This window comes from Streptomyces sp. NPDC002776 (genome assembly GCF_053592195.1).
This window is the reverse complement of the sequence record NZ_JBSFVG010000006.1, coordinates 49,394-65,370: the sequence shown is the minus strand read 5'-3', so window position 1 is coordinate 65,370 and position 15,977 is coordinate 49,394. Positions and strand designations below refer to the sequence as shown.

Annotated in this window: 19 protein-coding genes; 2 read left to right on the top strand and 17 right to left on the bottom strand. The window is 71.2% G+C overall.

The window, feature by feature from the left end; translation table 11 throughout:
* Window positions 1-2 precede the first annotated feature (2 nt).
* The 7 genes from ACWD11_RS14440 to ACWD11_RS14410 form a co-directional block, all read right to left on the bottom strand.
* A complete protein-coding gene (locus ACWD11_RS14440; RefSeq protein WP_451283205.1) occupies window positions 3-2,018 on the bottom strand; it encodes a HelD family protein in 2,016 nt (671 codons plus the stop codon).
* 41 nt (window positions 2,019-2,059) lie between these two features.
* A complete protein-coding gene (locus tag ACWD11_RS14435) occupies window positions 2,060-2,677 on the bottom strand; it encodes a TetR family transcriptional regulator (RefSeq protein ID WP_389418046.1) in 618 nt (205 codons plus the stop codon).
* Window positions 2,678-2,768: 91 nt separating this feature from the next.
* A complete protein-coding gene (locus ACWD11_RS14430; RefSeq protein WP_389418045.1) occupies window positions 2,769-3,515 on the bottom strand; it encodes an HAD family hydrolase in 747 nt (248 codons plus the stop codon).
* Window positions 3,515-4,369, bottom strand: coding sequence for a GntR family transcriptional regulator (locus tag ACWD11_RS14425; protein ID WP_451283202.1), 855 nt, complete (start codon window positions 4,367-4,369; stop codon window positions 3,515-3,517). Before ACWD11_RS14425 ends, ACWD11_RS14430 begins: the two co-directional genes overlap by 1 nt.
* Before the next feature lie 60 nt (window positions 4,370-4,429).
* Window positions 4,430-5,338, bottom strand: a complete 909-nt coding sequence (locus tag ACWD11_RS14420; protein WP_451283200.1) for a GntR family transcriptional regulator — start codon at window positions 5,336-5,338, stop codon at window positions 4,430-4,432.
* 275 nt (window positions 5,339-5,613) lie between these two features.
* Window positions 5,614-6,858 (bottom strand): GNAT family N-acetyltransferase, encoded by a 1,245-nt coding sequence (locus ACWD11_RS14415; RefSeq protein ID WP_451283198.1) that lies wholly within the window; start codon window positions 6,856-6,858, stop codon window positions 5,614-5,616.
* A 74-nt stretch (window positions 6,859-6,932) separates the two neighbouring features.
* Entirely contained in the window at window positions 6,933-7,544 is a 612-nt protein-coding gene (locus ACWD11_RS14410) for an RsiG family protein (protein ID WP_389418041.1), read from the bottom strand.
* Window positions 7,545-7,703: 159 nt separating this feature from the next.
* On the opposite strand from ACWD11_RS14410, the gene dtd reads away from it, so the two are divergent.
* Window positions 7,704-8,129, top strand: coding sequence for a D-aminoacyl-tRNA deacylase (gene dtd / locus ACWD11_RS14405; protein WP_389418040.1), 426 nt, complete (start codon window positions 7,704-7,706; stop codon window positions 8,127-8,129).
* A gap of 42 nt (window positions 8,130-8,171) precedes the next feature.
* Here dtd and ygfZ read toward each other — a convergent pair whose 3' ends face one another.
* The 6 genes from ygfZ to ACWD11_RS14375 all read right to left on the bottom strand — a co-directional run bounded on the left by ygfZ (window position 8,172) and on the right by ACWD11_RS14375 (window position 13,680).
* On the bottom strand, window positions 8,172-9,137 hold the full coding sequence (ygfZ, locus tag ACWD11_RS14400) for a CAF17-like 4Fe-4S cluster assembly/insertion protein YgfZ (RefSeq protein WP_451283195.1): 966 nt from the start codon (window positions 9,135-9,137) through the stop codon (window positions 8,172-8,174).
* A gap of 10 nt (window positions 9,138-9,147) precedes the next feature.
* Window positions 9,148-9,597, bottom strand: coding sequence for a Fur family transcriptional regulator (locus ACWD11_RS14395; RefSeq protein ID WP_389418038.1), 450 nt, complete (start codon window positions 9,595-9,597; stop codon window positions 9,148-9,150).
* 32 nt (window positions 9,598-9,629) lie between these two features.
* Window positions 9,630-10,205: an FABP family protein gene (locus tag ACWD11_RS14390; protein WP_389418037.1), complete on the bottom strand. Its 576-nt coding sequence runs from the start codon at window positions 10,203-10,205 to the stop codon at window positions 9,630-9,632.
* Window positions 10,206-10,412: 207 nt separating this feature from the next.
* On the bottom strand, window positions 10,413-11,273 hold the full coding sequence (locus ACWD11_RS14385; protein WP_389418036.1) for a hypothetical protein: 861 nt from the start codon (window positions 11,271-11,273) through the stop codon (window positions 10,413-10,415).
* Window positions 11,270-11,803 carry a hypothetical protein gene (locus ACWD11_RS14380; RefSeq protein ID WP_389418035.1) on the bottom strand — a complete coding sequence of 178 codons (534 nt, stop codon included), beginning with the start codon at window positions 11,801-11,803 and terminating at the stop codon, window positions 11,270-11,272. Before ACWD11_RS14380 ends, ACWD11_RS14385 begins: the two co-directional genes overlap by 4 nt.
* Window positions 11,804-12,918: 1,115 nt before the next feature.
* Window positions 12,919-13,680 carry a hypothetical protein gene (locus ACWD11_RS14375; protein WP_451283193.1) on the bottom strand — a complete coding sequence of 254 codons (762 nt, stop codon included), beginning with the start codon at window positions 13,678-13,680 and terminating at the stop codon, window positions 12,919-12,921.
* Between the two features lie 102 nt (window positions 13,681-13,782).
* Between ACWD11_RS14375 and ACWD11_RS14370 the strand changes: the two genes are divergently transcribed.
* Window positions 13,783-14,145, top strand: coding sequence for a DsrE family protein (locus ACWD11_RS14370; protein WP_351984740.1), 363 nt, complete (start codon window positions 13,783-13,785; stop codon window positions 14,143-14,145).
* 13 nt (window positions 14,146-14,158) lie between these two features.
* Here the strand turns inward: ACWD11_RS14370 and ACWD11_RS14365 are convergent, their stop codons facing one another.
* The 4 genes from ACWD11_RS14365 to ACWD11_RS14350 form a co-directional block, all read right to left on the bottom strand.
* Complete coding sequence (locus tag ACWD11_RS14365) at window positions 14,159-14,425, bottom strand: DUF3099 domain-containing protein (RefSeq protein ID WP_389418032.1); 267 nt, start codon at window positions 14,423-14,425, stop codon at window positions 14,159-14,161.
* Window positions 14,426-14,510: 85 nt separating this feature from the next.
* On the bottom strand, window positions 14,511-14,798 hold the full coding sequence (locus ACWD11_RS14360) for a DUF1416 domain-containing protein (RefSeq protein WP_015659522.1): 288 nt from the start codon (window positions 14,796-14,798) through the stop codon (window positions 14,511-14,513).
* Between the two features lie 32 nt (window positions 14,799-14,830).
* Window positions 14,831-15,676, bottom strand: coding sequence for a sulfurtransferase (locus ACWD11_RS14355; protein ID WP_451283190.1), 846 nt, complete (start codon window positions 15,674-15,676; stop codon window positions 14,831-14,833).
* A gap of 125 nt (window positions 15,677-15,801) precedes the next feature.
* A complete protein-coding gene (locus ACWD11_RS14350) occupies window positions 15,802-15,882 on the bottom strand; it encodes an Ms5788A family Cys-rich leader peptide (protein WP_350751515.1) in 81 nt (26 codons plus the stop codon).
* Between the last annotated feature and the right edge of the window lie 95 nt (window positions 15,883-15,977).

Here is a 15,977-nt window from a genome sequence, read left to right as displayed (position 1 = left end):
CCTCAGAAGGGCAGTGCCCTCGCGTGCACGACCTCCAGCCGTGACACCGCGCGGGTCAGCGTCACGTACAGCCGGTGCAGGCCGCGGGGCTCGGACTCCGCGATCGTCGCCGGCTCCACGAGGACCACGTGGTCGTACTCCAGGCCCTTGACCGCGCTCGCCGCGATCACCGTCACGCGCGGGGTCAGGACGCCGGCCCGGGTGAGGGCCGCGTGCAGGGAGGTGACGTCACCGTCGGCGGCGATGACACCGATGGCGCCCTCCCGCGCGTGGGCGTCCCGTACCGCGGTCACGACCGTCCCGGGCAGGTGCCCGGGGCGCGTTCGGCGCAGGGTCAGCTCGCCGTCCGTGCGCAGGGAGCGGGCCGCCGGTACGTCCACGTCGAGGCGGGGCAGGAGCCGGTTGGCCAGTTCGGCGACGGCCGCCGGCATCCGGAATCCCGTGGTCAGCGGCACCAGAGCCGCGTCCGGCTTGCCCAGGTGCCCGAGCAGGGCGGTCCAGGAGCGGGCCGCCCAGGGGGTCGTCCCCTGGGCCAGATCCCCCAGCACCGTCAGCGAGCCGAAGGGCACCCGGCGCGCGATGGCCCGGCACTCCATGGCGGACAGGTCCTGCGCCTCGTCGACGACGACATGGCCGTAGCCCGGCGGATGGTCGAGGAGCCCGGCGAGTTCATCGAGGAGGACCAGGTCCGCCGGGGACCAGCGCGCCGACCTGAACGACCGCGGCGGCTTCGCCCACAGCAGCGCCTTCTGCTCCTCGGCGTCGAGCAGCCCCTCGCCCGCCGCCGCCAACACCGCCGGATCCGCGAGGAGTTCGGCGAGCACCTCCTCCGGCCGTACCCGGGGCCACACCGCGTCGACGTACGGCCCGGCGCCCCGCGCCCCCGACATCCGGCGCACCCAGGCGTTCGGCCGCGGCCCCGCCCGCCGCTCGGCCTGCCGGCGCAGCGCCGCCACGATCCGCGTCCGCACCCGCTCCCGCCCCCGGTCGTACGGCAGGTCGTCGGCGCGCACCTCCCGTACGATCCGCGCGAGTTCGTCCTCCGCCACCCGCCAGCGGTACGAGCCGTCCGGCACGACCAGCGCACCCGCACCCGCACCCTCCCCGGCCACCCGCGCGTAGAGCGCCCGGCACAGCACCTCCGCCATCCGCGCGTCGTGCTTGAGCACGGCCGCCCGCTCCTCGTCGGCGACGGTGACCGGCTGCCGGGCGATCTCCTCCAGCAGCGTCGACTGCCGTACGCCCGTCTCGCCGAGCGCGGGAAGCACCTCGGAGACATAGCCGAGGAAGGTGCGGTTGGGGCCGAGGATCAGCAGGCCGGAGCGCTGGATGCGCTGGGGGTGGGTGTAGAGGAGGTAGGCCGCCCGGTGCAGGCCGACCGCGGTCTTCCCGGTGCCCGGGGCGCCCTGCACACAGATCGAGACGGCGAGATCGGCGCGGACCAGGTCGTCCTGCTCGGGCTGGATGGTCGCGGCGATGTCCCGCATGGGCCCGACCCGGGGCCGCTCGATCTCCCGCGTGACGATCTCGCTGACCCGCGACTCCCCCCGGCCGAGGTGTTCGTCCTCCAGTCCGGTGAGGTCGGCGGAGTCGCCCCGGCTGCCCGGCGCCCATCCGAACCGCCGCCGTACGGCGACGCCCTGGGGGTCACGCGCGCTCGCCTGGTAGAAGGCGCGGGAGACGGGCGCGCGCCAGTCGACGACGAGGGGCGGGGCGGCCGGATGCTCGGTGATCCGCACCCGGCCGACGTGATAGCCCTGCCCGGCGTGCGCGCCGTCGCCGAAGTCCAGCCGCCCGAAGAACAGGGGCCCTTCGGGCAGCTCCCGCATCTCCTTCGCCCGGCTGCGCAGCCGGTACCCGAGCACTTCGGCATCGGCTCCGGAGGCGGAGACGTCCTCGCCCACGATGACCTGTTCACCGGCCCCGGCGACCATCGCGTCGAGGGCGGCACGGCAGCGGTCGTGGTGGGCGCGTTCGCTGCGGAGAAGGTCATTGGGGGCGGGCTCGGCGGACGTCATTCCACCGAGCCTACGCCAAAAATGTAACCGAGTTAAATTTATTACCGAGGATCACGCAACGGCGGTACTGCCGCCGCCAGCAGCCCGAATGCCCGCTCGGCCGCCGCCACCGCGTCCCCCCGCACGTCCGCCACCCGTTCCCCCGCCGCGATCCGCCGCCAGTTCTCCAGCGCGAGGATCCGCTGCACGGCGATGATCTGCCCCGCCGCCAGCCGCGCGTCCAGATCCCCGCCGAGCGCCTCGGCGAGCGCGGCCTCGGCCCGCTGCTGGTGGAGGTACGCGCGGGCGACCAGCGAGGGGGTCCCGTACAGCAGCGAGTGGAAGGCGAGCACCTGCGGATGGTCGTTGAGCCCGGTCACCGGATCGCACCGCTCGAGCCCGGCGAGGAAATGCCGCCGCAGCGCGTCCACGGGCGACCCCGTCGCCTCCGCGACCACCCGTGCCGCCTCGTCCTCGTGATCGGAGATCCGGTACAGGACGAGGTCCTCCTTCGCCGGGAAGTACCGGAAGAGCGTCGGCTTGGAGATCTCCGCCGCGGCGGCCACCTCCGCGACCGACACCGCGTCGAAGCCCTTCTGCAGGAACAGCCGGATCGCCACCTCCGACACGGCTTCGTACATCCGCCGCTTCTTCCGCTCCCGCAGCCCGCTCTCGCTCATGGCCCGAGCCTACGCACCGCGCTCAGGAGGTCGGTCCCGCTGACCCGAGCTGCCGCCGAGCTCCGGGCTGGCAGGAAGCCGGGAGCCAACGTCAGTCTCGTCCTTGAACCGCTCTCAACACCGATTGCAACGAATTCACGACCGACATCGCCCCGGCCTCGTTCAGCAGCCTCGCCTTGCGGTCGTTACGCGCGTAGCCGAGGAACGCGACTCCGGCCGCCCGCGCGGCGAAATAGTCCGTGGGGGCATCGCCGATCATCAGCGCAGAAGCAGGGGCCACACCCATCGCCCTCAGGGCCCGGTTGAGGCAGTCCGGGTCGGGCTTGAGGTGGTTGAGCCGCTGGGTGCGGCCATAGATGTGCGGGGTGAAGCACGCGGTGAGATCGCGGCTCTCCAGGTAGGCGCGCACTACCCGCGGGGAGTTGTTCGTCGCGATGGCCAGCCGGGAGCCGACCGCGGTCAAGGTACGGATCAATGGATCGGCGTACGGCGTCGGCATCGCGGAGGAGGTGGCCTTCAGCTCCTCTGTGGTCAAACGATCCTCCAGCTCGGCAACCAGGTCACCGCCCGGGTGCCGTCGGTCCACTGCCCGCAGCACGACATGCGGGTCGAGGGCGTCCCGCTCGGCCGCCGTCAGCAGATCGTGCAGGCCACGACCCTCCAGCCAGTCCACCAGGTCCGTCGCCACGCGTTCCGCCGTGTGTCTCGCGAACAGACGGCAGATCGGCCCGTCGAAGTCCCAGAGGACCACACGGGCGTTCCTGACCAGGTCGTGCAGTTCGGCGGGGGCGTGCTCGGTCCGGTCGGTCTCGGCTTCAGTCTGCGCCTCAGAGGTCACTAGGAGAGTGTCACGTCCTTGGTGATGGTTTCCCAGAGGGCGTCGAACCACTTCTGCGATTCCGCCACGAAGGCCTGGTCACGCTCCGCGGCCCGCCGGGCGAAGGAGAACAGCAGGGACTGGGCACCGACCGCGTCGTACATCTCCAGGGTCCGGCTCTCGTACTCCTCCTCGCGCTCGGTGACGACGTAGTAGCCGAGCAGCGCCTCCTCGCCGTTGAGCAGGTACAGCTTCACCGGCGGGGTGAAGGGCAGCCCGCGGAAGCTGACCCGCACATCGATGCCGTGCGGCATCCCTCGCAGGGCAAGGAGATTGTGCCGGAGCACCTGGGCCTGGGCGTTGCGGATGCCCAGCCAGCGCCGGTGCAGGGAGTCGTCGTCGGCGTCGCCCTCGATCAGGACCGGGAAGGCGAGCGTGATGTCCCGGGACGGCAGCAGGATGCGCACGTCGATCGACTCCGGGCGCAGGGTGCCCTCGTGGATCCGGCGCAGCGGGTCGCCGAGGGCCAGCATCAGGGTCTCGGCGGAGTGGCAGACGACGTCCACGCGCACGTGCCGGGCGGCGAACGCCTCCACCAGGCGCGGGGCGAGTCCGACCATGGTCGGCTGGGGCTCGCCGAGGGCGGGGGCCGGCACGGCGATCCGCGGGGGGCTGCCCTTGCTGACGTTGCTGAGCAGGCCGTCCTCCTGGAGCGCGCGCAGGGCCTGGCGGACCGTGCCGCGTTCCACGCCGAACTCCTCGGCGAGTTCGGCCTGGGTGGGCAGCCGGTCCCCCGCCTTGAGGTCTCCGGCACGGATCCGTTCCCGCAGGGTGTCGGCGATCTCCTGCGGCGAGAGCCTTCTGCTGCCGTTCACTGCCACGTTCTCCTGAGTCACGACCGGACGGGGACGACCTGAGCAGAGCTCGGAAGATGATCAGCTCGTGAGATCCAGCTCCGAACTGATCGTCTCCCACAGGGAGTTGAACCACAGATTGGACTGCTCCACGAACGTGGTGTCGCGCAGCCCGGTGCCCTGCTCGAAGGCGAACAGCATGGACCGGGTGCCCTCGGCGTCGTACAGCTCCAGGGACTCGTGGTCGACCTCCTCCTCGCGGCGCGTCACCGTGTAGTACGCGAACAGCGCCTCCGCGCCGTTGAGCAGGTACAGCTTCACCGGCGGGGTGAAGGGCAGCGCGCGGAAGGTGACCCGCACGTCGATGCCGTGCGTCGCCCGCAGCGCCAGCAGATTGTGCCGGAGCACCTGGCCCTGGGCGTTGCGCTGGGCGAGCCAGTGGCGGCGCAGCCGGCCCGCGGCCGAGGCGTCCACGGGGGCCGGGAAGGCGAGGGCGATATGGCGGCTCGGCAGCAGGACGCGGACGTCGACCTTGGCCGGTTTCAGCCGCCCGGCGTGGATCTGGCGCAGCGGTTCACCGATGGCGAGGGTGAGGGAGATGGCGGTCAGACACAGGGCGTCGATCTCCACGTGCGGGGCGGCGAAGGCGGCCCCTATCCGGGGCGCGAGGGCCACCGTGGTGGGCAGCGGCGGGGCTCCGGAGCCGGTCAGCGCCCTGCCGAGGTCGGGGGCGACGATGGCCGGGCTGCCCTTGGACACATTGGTGAGCAGCCGCTCCGACTGCAGGATCCGCAGCGCCTGCCGTACGGTTCCCCGCTCTACGCCGAACTCGTGCGCCAGCTGGGCCTGGGTGGGCATGCGCTGGCCGGGCCGCAGAGCGCCGGATCCGATCCGGGCGCGCAGCTCGTCGGCCACCTCACGATGTGACGTCTGTGGCCGAGGTGACCTCTTCCGCCCAGTGGCGGAGGCGTGTTTCGGGTCCACGGCCAAACAGTACAACTTCCCGCCATCTTTGGGCAGTTCAGCGGAAGGTGGTTATGAGCCGCTTCCATGCGGTGATAAGTACAGAGAAGTTGGTCGCCAACTTGAGCAACCTGGTCACAGGTTCACGGGGTTGGCGATCCTGGATCCACATCGGCCGACCGGGTTCCCTTCCGGAGGGGAGCCGGGAGCCCGGGCGGCCGGCACCACCGAGCGACAACCACAACTGAACAGCACGCTACGGATGAGCACGCAGGACAAGGCCTGTCACCGGCGGGAGGAGCTCAGAAAAGGTCCGGGCACCAAGGCCGCCTGGACGTACGCAGCAGGGCGTCGGCCAGCCGGGCGGCGCCCGCTCGTTCTTCCACCGCCCGGCCGAGCGCGGCCAGCCGTACGGTGGACTCGTCGCCGAGCCAGAGCGTGGCGAGGTCGGAGAGGGTCAGCGTGAGGTCGGCGCTGTCGGTGGTGGCCGCGCAGGTCCCGGCGCCGTTCGCGTCCGCCTCCACCCGGTACCGCCCGCCGCCGCCGACGACGTCGAGCACCAGTGCCCCCGCCCCCGCGTACGTCCGCGCCTCCATCGCCCGGACGACATCGAGGATCCGCACCCACAGCCAGTCGGCCTGGCTGGTGATGCGGGCGCCCCGCGGGTCGGGGAAAAGGTGCGGGACCAGGTCGTCGGGGGCCCGCCAGCCGGTCTTCACGGTGGTGATCCAGTCGATGGAGCACAGATACCGCCACAGGGCCCGCTCGGCGGCCGGAGAGACCGCCATCAGCCACTTCACCTTCGCGGTGTTCAGCGGCTGCTTGCCGTCGCCCCAGTGATCGTCGGAGGTGTACGCCACCATGCCCTCCACCTCACCGGCCGGTGAGCGGTAGACGGCGTAGTGCGGCTCGACGAAGGGATGGAAGAACTCGACGGCGCCGGTGGTGATCTGCCACCACAGGTCGTCGCGGCTGACGGCGCCGGGCTGGGTGCGGCGCAGGCGCTCATGCAGCTCGGGGCCCAGCTTGCGGACGTCGGGGGCGTCGACGAGGTCGATCCGGCCGCCGTCCCCGGGTCCTGACCAGCGGGGGTCGAGGCCGGTGCGGGGCACGTCGATCGTCCACTCGGCCATGGTGGTGGCGGGGCCGAAGCCGTAACGGCCGTAGATCGGGTACTCGGCGGCGATCAGGGTGGCGACGACGTCCCCGCGCTCCTGGGCGGCGGCCAGGTCGCGCTCCATCATCCGGCCGAGGAGACCTCGGCGACGGTGGGTGGGGGAGACGGTGACGTTGGTGACGGCGTCGGCCCGGACGGCGGCGCCGCCGACGGCGGTGAGCTGCTGGTCGAAGGAGCGGAAGGTGGCGACGCAGCGGTCACCGTCGAAGGCGCCGAGGAGCCTGCCGGGGACGAACCACGGCTTCCTGGCGGCGAGTTGGCCCTCGGTGAGGGTGGGTTCGCGCAGAAAGCCGATGTTCACGGCCCGGGTCCAGTCGGTGAACTCGGCCTCGGTGATCGGTCGGACGTCGATGTCAGCGGCGCGGGTCATGGACTCACGTTAGGCGCGGGCCGGTGGGGGTGTCGCGGCGATTTCTCCGGCCCTCGTCACCCCCCGCGCACGGCTCACAGCAGCAGATCGTCCACCTGCGCTTCCCCCTCCCGGTACCGGCGGGCGATCTCCGCGCTGCAGTCGTCCGCCGTGCGCTGCAGGACGTGGCGGCGCAGCGAGACCTGCTGTTCGTAGCGGACCAGCCGGGCCATCGCCTCGGTCAGCTCCAGGTCCGTGCGGGCGCCGAGGTCGGACAGTTCGACCTCCGCCAGCATCTCCGCGGCCAGCCGCCGGTACTCCTCGCTGTGCGGCGTGCCCAGCGTGACGTGGCGGGCCGAGGAGCGGTGGCGGGCCGGGGCGTCCCGGAGGATCTCCGGCAGCCGCTCCACGACGGACGCGGCGCCCAGCGGCGAGCGCCGGGCCAGCTCCGCCCGCAGGATGTCGATCCGCCCCTGGAGCAGCCGCCGTACATAGCTCAGGTCCGCCTCGTCGCGCTGGGCGGCCCGGCGCAGCGTGCGCAGCTCGGGCAGGCGCAGCGGCAGCAGATCGCGCCCGGGCGGATCGGCGGCCGGCCGCGGCTGCTGTTCCGCCGCGGAGCGCTGGGCGGGCGGGCGGAGCCGGTTCCGGCCGCCCGCGTGGGTCAAGGAGACAACCCCAGGGGGCTGCCCCGTACTCGGTGTGCTCATGTGCCTCTACCGTCCCCTCGACCGGCGTGTGGGAGCATCGTGCCACCCCAAGTGGCCGCTATGTGACCGAGTGCCCCCGATCGGCCCCAGATGGGGGGTTAAGGAGCAAAAAAGAATCTCTTCGCGGGCCGCTTCCGGCCGCACGGCATGATGGGGCCCATGCGTGCAGTGGTGCAGAGGGTGGACGGCGCGAGCGTCGTCGTCGAGGGACGGACCGTCGGGGAGATCGACGGGGAGGGCCTGTGCGTCCTCGTGGGAGTCACCCACGAGGACACCAAGGAGAAGGCGGCCCAACTGGCCCGCAAGCTCTGGTCGCTCCGCATGCTGCACGACGAGAGGTCGTGCAGTGACATCGACGCCCCGCTCCTGGTCATCAGCCAGTTCACGCTCTACGGCGACGCCCGCAAGGGCCGCCGTCCCACCTGGAACGCCGCCGCCCCCGGCGAGGTGGCCGAGCCGCTGGTCGAGGAGGTCGTCGCCCAGCTGCGCGCCCTCGGCGCGACGGTGGCGACGGGCCGCTTCGGCGCGCAGATGCGCGTCTCCCTCACCAACGACGGCCCGTTCACCGTGCTGCTGGAGATCTAGTCCTGCTGGAGATCTGAAAGACGGGGCTACGGCAAGACCGGGCTACGGCTCTACGACGACTTCCTGCGCCGCGGCCGTCTCCCCCGCCACCAGCGGCGCGTCCGTCGGCACGTTCCGCTTCACCAGCGCCAGCGCGACCGGGCCCAGCTCGTGGTGGCGTACCGGCGTCGTGATGAAGCCGATCTTGCGGCCGTCGGGTCCCTCCTCCGCGAGCCGGAGCTCCGTCCCGGCGGGCGGCAGGTGGACGTCGCTGCCGTCGAGGTGCAGGAAGACCAGCCGGCGCGGCGGCTTGCCGAGGTTGTGGACCCGGGCGACCGTCTCCTGGCCGCGGTAGCAGCCCTTCTGGAGGTGGACCGCGCTGCCGATCCAGCCCAGCTCGTGCGGGATCGTGCGGTGGTCGGTCTCGAAGCCGAGGCGCGGGCGGTGGTGCTCGACGCGCAGGGCCTCGTAGGCGAGCAGCCCGGCCGCGGGGCCGGTCTTCTCGGCGTAGGTCTCCAGTTCCGCACGCGGCAGGAAGAGATCACGGCCGTACGCCGTCTCGCGGACGACGACGCCGTCCGGGACCTCGGCGATGGACCCGGCGGGCAGGTGCACCACGGCGATGTCGGCGGTCCGGTGGGTGACCTCGACCTGGTAGAAGAACTTCATCGACTCCAGGTACGCGATCAGCGCCTCCTGGGTGCCGGGCTCCACATGGGCCCACACCGTGGTGCCGTCGTCCACCAGGTACAGCGCGTGCTCGATGTGGCCGTGCGCGGAGAGGATCAGCGCCTCGGTGGCCTCGCCCGGGGGCAGCTCGCTGACGTGCTGGGTGAGCAGCAGATGCAGCCAGCTCAGCCGGTCCGCCCCGGTCACGGCGACCACCCCGCGGTGCGAGAGGTCGACGAAACCGGCGCCGCCGGCGAGGGCGCGCTGCTCACGGAACAGATCGCCGTAGTGGGCGGCGACACCTTCGTCCACGCCCTCGGCGGGGACGGCGCCGGGCAGGGTCAGCAGAGGGCTCTTCATAAGCGCAAGCCTACGACTCGGTAGTTGAATTCTTCAGCGAGCTCTCGCGGGAGCAGTCCTTGCACCGCCCGAAGATCGCGAAGTGCTTCATGTCGGTCTCGAAGCCGAAGGTGTCCCGCAGCTTGGCCGTGAAGTCGGCCGCCACCGACACGTCCGCCTCGATCACGTTGGTGCAGTCGCGGCACACCAGGTGGAGGTGGTGGTGCCGGTCGGCGAGGTGGTACGTCGGCGCGCCGTGCCCGAGGTGGGCGTGGCTGACGAGACCCAGCTCCTCCAGGAGCTCCAGGGTCCGGTACACCGTAGAAATGTTGACCCCCGACGCCGTCTTCCTCACTTCCACGAGGATGTCGTCGGGGGTCGCGTGCTCAAGGGTGTCCACGGCTTCGAGCACGAGTTGCCGCTGCGGCGTCAGCCGGTAGCCGCGCTGCCTGAGGTCGCTCTTCCAGTCGGTGCTCACCACACCGACGAGTCTAGAGCTATCTCACGACAGGCCTACTTGAAGAATGCGATCCCGTCGTCGGGCATGTCGTCCGGGAGGGCCTTGGCCCAGCGCTCGACGTCCTCGGGGGTGACGACCTTCTTCAGGTGCGCCGACATGTAGGGGCGCAGCTCGACCTCGGGGGTCTGCTTCTCGCCGACCCACATCAGGTCGCTCTTGACGTAGCCGTACAGACGCTTGCCGCCGGTGTAGGGGGCGGAGGCGGCCGTACGGGCCACCGCGTCCGTGACCAGGTCGATCTGGGGCTTCTTGTCGGCCAGCGCGCCGTACCAGATCTCGATGACGCCGTCGTCGCGGGTCATCGTCACCTCGACCTTGCGGTCGGCGTCGATCCGCCAGAAGCCGTGCTCCGACTCCAGGGGCCTGACCTTGTTCCCGTCGTTGTCCAGCACCCAGGTGTGGGACCGGTACTCCAGGAAGTCCCGGCCGTCGTGCGTGAAGGCGACCTCCTGTCCGAAGTTGCACTTCTCGGAGCCGGGGAAGTCGTGCACGCCCGCACCGGCCCAGTTGCCGAGCAGGAAGGCGAGCGGGACGAGGTCCTTGTGGAGGTCGGACGGAATCTCGATCATGGGTGGCAGTTCCTAGACGGGGGTCAGCGCTGGCCCTGGTACAGCTTCTTCACGGTCAGTCCGGCGAAGCCGAGGACGCCGATGGCGACCAGAACCAGCAGGATCTCGAAGAAGAGGATCACGGGACGCTCCTTGGTGAGCTACGGGGCGATTGCACAAAGGCCGGGCCCCAGCTTACGCGGCCGGGGCCCGGCCCACGTGGCGAGGTCAGCCCAGCAGCTGGCTCTGCAGGGTGACGGTCTGCCGGAAGGGGACGGTCAGCGCCTTGCCCTTGCGGGACTGGACGACGAGCGCGAGGACGTCACCGGCGGTCACGTACGCCTGCCTGACCTGCTGGGCGCCGTACGGCTCGGCCTCCGCGTAGACGTACCGCATGATCTCCGGCAGCCGTTCGATCTGCGCGAAGCCCTCGTCGTACTCGGAGAACGTGTCGCCGCGCACCCGGTAGGCCGGGCCGCCGGCCGGGGCGATGCTGCCGGACGTCAGCTCGTCCACGACCTCCGCGGTGCCGAACTGCAGCAGGTACACCTGGGTGCTGGTGCCGTCGGTGGTGGTCCAGCCGCGGGCGGCGATGTGCCGCAGGCCGTGGTCGACGAGCTTCTGCCCCAGTTCCTCGCGCTCCGCCCGGTCGGGGAACAGCGACAGGAACTCCTTAGTCGCCAGCCAGCCGTCGTCGCCGCGCAGCGCCTTGTTCTCCGTGGCGCCCTCGGGCGCGGGCAGGAGCAGGGCGCGCAGGTCGGCGTGGTGCGTGCCGGCCGGGTTGTCCTCGGCGAGCGGACCCGGGCTGCCGGAGGGCAGCGGGGGCCGGGTGAGCGTGGGGTAGTCCCAGCGCCCGTCCGAGGCGGTCGCCAGGCCCGGTACGTCGGTCCGCTCCATCCGTGTGATGCCGTACGCGGACGCGGCACCGACGGCCGCGAAGACGGTGACGGCGGCGGTCCAGCGCAGGACGGCGCGCAGCACCCGGCGGTCCTTGGGAACCTTGGCGGCCGGGGCCGGGACGGGCGGCGGTACGTCGGACTCCTCGCGGTCGATGACCATCACGGGCGCCTGGTCTTCGTGCACGCTCATACTGCCTTCCCCGGTTCGGCGATGCGGTCGAGCTGGACGCGCAGCAGGTCCGCGATGCCGTCGGTGTCCAGTGGTCCGACACCGTCCGCGGTGACGGTGATCAGGACGTCGCCCTGGTAGGCGGAGCAGTACAGGTAGTCCAGGGCCACGTCCTCGTCCTTCGGGGACAGGAAGCAGCGGGCGTTCTTGTAGCCCTTGATCTTCGGGCCGTCCCGGAAGAAGCCCAGGGAGTCGAGGAGCTCGCTCTGGAAGGTCGAGCTGCCCCGGACGGTGGAGCGGTTCTCCATCTGGGACAGCACGACGCTCGCGGTGAACGCGCCGCCGTTCTCCGTGTCGACGTAGCTGCGCATCGCCATGCCGGTGATCCGTGCCTTGTCGATCTGCTCCTCCAGCTGCCGGCGCTGGGTGCGGGGCAGACCGCGCAGGGACTCCTTGCGCAGGGCGGTGGCCTGGGCCCCGCCGAGCGACACGTCGGAACCGAACTCCCCGAGGTCGGGCCCCCGTTCCCACCCCCGGGTGCCATACGGCACGAGGCTCCCGGCAAGCCCGGAGGGCCGTTCCGCCCGGTTCTCACGAGCGGGCCCGTCACCCTCCGGATACACCCACACAGGCGCCCCCGCATCCCGCTCGGCCCCCCGCACGGTCACGACGGTATGCCCAACCCCGACAACCACGGCCGCAACCAACAACAGAACCCCACCGACCCGAACAACTCGCCCAAGCCGAGGAGCCTTCCTGCCCCCCGAACCCTGCCCGCCGCCTATGACCCCGACCCCGGCGGTCGCGGCTGCGGCCTCGGGCCCGGACTCGGGCTCGGACTCGGGCTCGATCGCGGTCGCAGACTCGGCTCCTGAGGCAGGCGGAGACACCGACTCGGACACGGTCGCGGCGGCGATCTCAACCCCAGACCCGATCCTGGTCGCGGTCGCGGTCTCAACCCCGGACCCGGGCTCGGATCCGATCGCGGTCGCGGCTGCGGCCTCGGGCCCGGTGTTGGCCCCGGACCCGATCACCTTCGTGGAGCCGGACCGGGCCGGGGCCCCGGACTCGGTCCCGACCACGGTCGCGGGAGCGGTTGCCGTCGCGGCCTCAGGCCCAGCCTCGGGCCCGGACCCGAACGCGGTCCCGGTTGCCGCTGCGGCTGCGGTCGCGGTCTTCGTCACGGTCTCCGACTCGGATCGAATCGCGGCCGGGGCCTCAGTCCCGGACTCGACCCCCGACTCGGTCACGGTCCCGGTTCCGATCCCAATCGCGGTCTCAGTCCCGGCGCTGGTCCCGGTATCGGCCTTGGACTCGGACTCGGCCCCAGACCCAGACCCGGACCCGGACCCGGTCCCGGTCCCGGTTGCCGCCGCGGCTGCGGTCTCGGCCTCGGACCCGGGCCCGGTTGCCGCTGCGGGTGTGGTCTCGATCCCGGGCTCGGTTCCGGATTCAGCCTCGTCGGCGGTCTCAGGCCGGGTCCCGGGCGTGGGCGTGGTCTCGACGTCGGCCTCGTGTCCGGACTCGCTCACCGTCTCGGTTGCCGTCTCGGCTTCGGTCGCCGGCTCGGGCCCGGGGCCGGGCTCAGTCTCAGCCCCGGCCTCTGCCCCGGGCTGGGTGGCGGCATCTGATCCGGATCCGGGTTCCGGGGCGGTTTTTGGTGTGGTCACAGCCGCTCCATTTGGCGTTCGGCCAGGGGCAGGATGGTCTTCTTGGTGATCGGGGTCGGGCTGTAGACCCAGATCTCCACGGCGATGTCGCCGCGCCAGGCGTGGGCCTCCGCCGCGTAGAGGGGCTCGTAGCCCGGCTCGGAATCCGGGACCGTGTGGACGTAGGCCATGCCGTCCTCGGTGCCCGGGACGGTCCAGCTGTCGGTGTTCTCGTCGCCCTCGGACCAGGGATGGCTGCCGTCGGCCCAGTACTGGCCGTCCCGCGCGGAGTTCCTGGCGGCCATGAACTCCTCCTGCCGGTACTGGACCAGCCGGATCTCGACGGTGTACGAGTCGGTCTCCCAGGCGGTGACGGCCGCGCGGCGGAAGGTGGAGGCCATGTTCCGGTACGCGCCTTCCGGCCCACCGAAGGTCTCGGCGTAACTGGCCAGGTCCATCCAGCCGTCGGAGCCGTCGAGCCACTGGGCCTTCTTCGCTCCGGCCGGCTTCTTCAGCAGCAGCTTGCGCAGATCGCCGTCGGTCCTGACCTGCCGATCGTGCGCGGCGGACAGCGGCGCCGGGCCCTTGCCCCGGGCCTGCGTCAGCTCCGGCTGCGAGAGCGACGGCAGCCGTGTCGGCGCGCGGTCGGCCTGGACGAGATAGCCGACGCAGGTGCCGGCCACCAGGCCGAGCAGGGCCGCGCCGGTGAGCAGCAGCGTCGTACGCCCACGGCGGCGCGGGCGGGACGGCTCAGGGGCCGCCTCTTCGGGTACTTCCACAACGTCCCCCCACAGAACGTGAAGCACGCATTCCGTATGCGCGTTCACAGGAGACCCATGGCCAAAGCTCTTGGTTGTAGGAGAGTTGATTACGATTCAGCCATGGCGAAGAAGCTCGTGATCAAGGTGACGGCCGGAGCGGACGCCCCCGAGCGCTGCTCACAGGCGTTCACGGTGGCGGCAGTGGCCGTCGCCAGCGGGGTCGAGGTCTCCCTGTGGCTGACCGGGGAGTCCGCGTGGTTCGCCCTCCCGGGCCGGGCCGCCGAGTTCGAACTGCCGCACGCGGCCCCGCTGCCCGACCTGCTCGACTCGCTCCTGGCGGGCGGCCGGGTGACCCTGTGCACGCAGTGCGCGGCACGCCGGGACATCACCGAGAAGGACGTCCTGGACGGCGTACGCATCGCGGGCGCGCAGGTGTTCGTCCAGGAGGCGCTGGGGGACGAGACGCAGGCGCTCGTCTACTGAGACCTACCGAGACCTACTGAGACCGCGGACGGTTCCTGCCGTCCAGTTCGTCCCACCACTCGTCGGACTTCGGGTCACCGGAGGGGTCGTCCCACCAGCGGTCGTCGGGACCCCGCCGGTTGGCGATCACCGCGGCCAGCGGCGGGATCACCATCGCCACCACGCACATGCCCACCGCCACCGGCACCGACCACAGGCGTACGACGGCCCAGGCCAGGACGAACAGCACGATGCAGCTGCCCATCATGGCGAAGTACAGACGACGCCGCCGTGCGTACATACCTCCAGGGTAGGTCCGGACAGGCGGAAGGGCCGCACCCCGGCGTCCAACCCGGGGGTGCGGCCCTTCGGCCGTACAGGGGTCCTCAGACCGCGATCGCGACCTCCGCCAGGCCGCCCTGCTGGGCGACGACGGTACGGTCCGCGGTGCCGCCGGGCACCAGCGCCCGCACGGTCCACGTGCCCTCGGCCGCGTAGAAGCGGAACTGGCCCGTGGCGGAGGTGGGGACCTCCGCGGTGAACTCGCCGGTCGAGTCCAGCAGCCGGACGTAGCCGACGATGGGCTCGCCGTCCTTCGTCACCTGGCCCTGGATGGTGGTCTCACCGGGCTTGATCGTCGAGGCGTCGGGGCCGCCGGCCTTCGCTCCGCACATGTGAATCTCCTGAGGGGTCTGGAAGGTCGGGGCTACTTGTTGGCGCCGAGCTCGATCGGCACGCCGACGAGGGAGCCGTACTCGGTCCAGGAGCCGTCGTAGTTCTTGACGTTCTCCACGCCGAGCAGCTCGTGCAGCACGAACCAGGTCAGCGCCGAGCGCTCACCGATCCGGCAGTAGGCGATGGTGTCCTTGGTCAGGTCGACCTGCTCCTCGGCGTAGAGCTCCTTGAGCTCCTCGTCCGACTTGAAGGTGCCGTCGTCGTTGGCGTTCTTCGACCACGGGATGTTGCGGGCGGACGGGACGTGGCCCGGGCGCTGCGACTGCTCCTGCGGCAGGTGGGCCGGGGCGAGCAGCTTGCCGGAGAACTCGTCGGGCGAGCGCACGTCGACCAGGTTCTGCGAACCGATCGCGGCGACCACGTCGTCCCGGAAGGCGCGGATGGAGGTGTCCTGGGCCTTGGCCTTGTACTGGGTCGCCGAACGCTCGGGCACCTCGGTGCCGTCGACCAGCTCGCGGGCGTCCAGCTCCCACTTCTTGCGGCCGCCGTCGAGGAGCTTGACGTTCTCGTGGCCGTACAGCTTGAAGTACCAGTAGGCGTACGACGCGAACCAGTTGTTGTTGCCGCCGTAGAGGATCACCAGCGTGTCGTTGGCGATGCCCTTCGCCGACAGGAGCTTCTCGAAGCCCTCCTGGTCGATGAAGTCGCGGCGGACCGGGTCCTGCAGGTCCTTGGTCCAGTCGATGCGGATCGCGTTCTTGATGTGGTTCTTCTCGTAGGCGGACGTGTCCTCGTCCACCTCCACGATCGCGATGTTGCTGTCGTCCAGGTGCTCCTGGAGCCAGTCGGCGTCGACCAGGACGTCGCTGCGGCTCATGCTTGTTCTCCTCCGGGGCAGTTGCGGCGGGGCGTGCAAGTGAGAGGGGTGCGCGTTCCGGGTGCGGCGGCGCACGAATGCCCTGGGCAGGGCGGCGGGGGATGCGAGGAGTCGGCGCTCTTCGCTCAGAAGGGGCGACAGAGCATGGCGGCGACGCGGCACAGGTCTACTGCCCGCCGCTTCGTGAGATCCGCCTGTCGCTTCATAGCTGCGATCGTAGGGAGAGACGGCCATGCGTGTCACCGGCGTGTCGCATGCTGAGACACGATCGTCCGGGATGTGGGATGAATGAGGGGCCGGG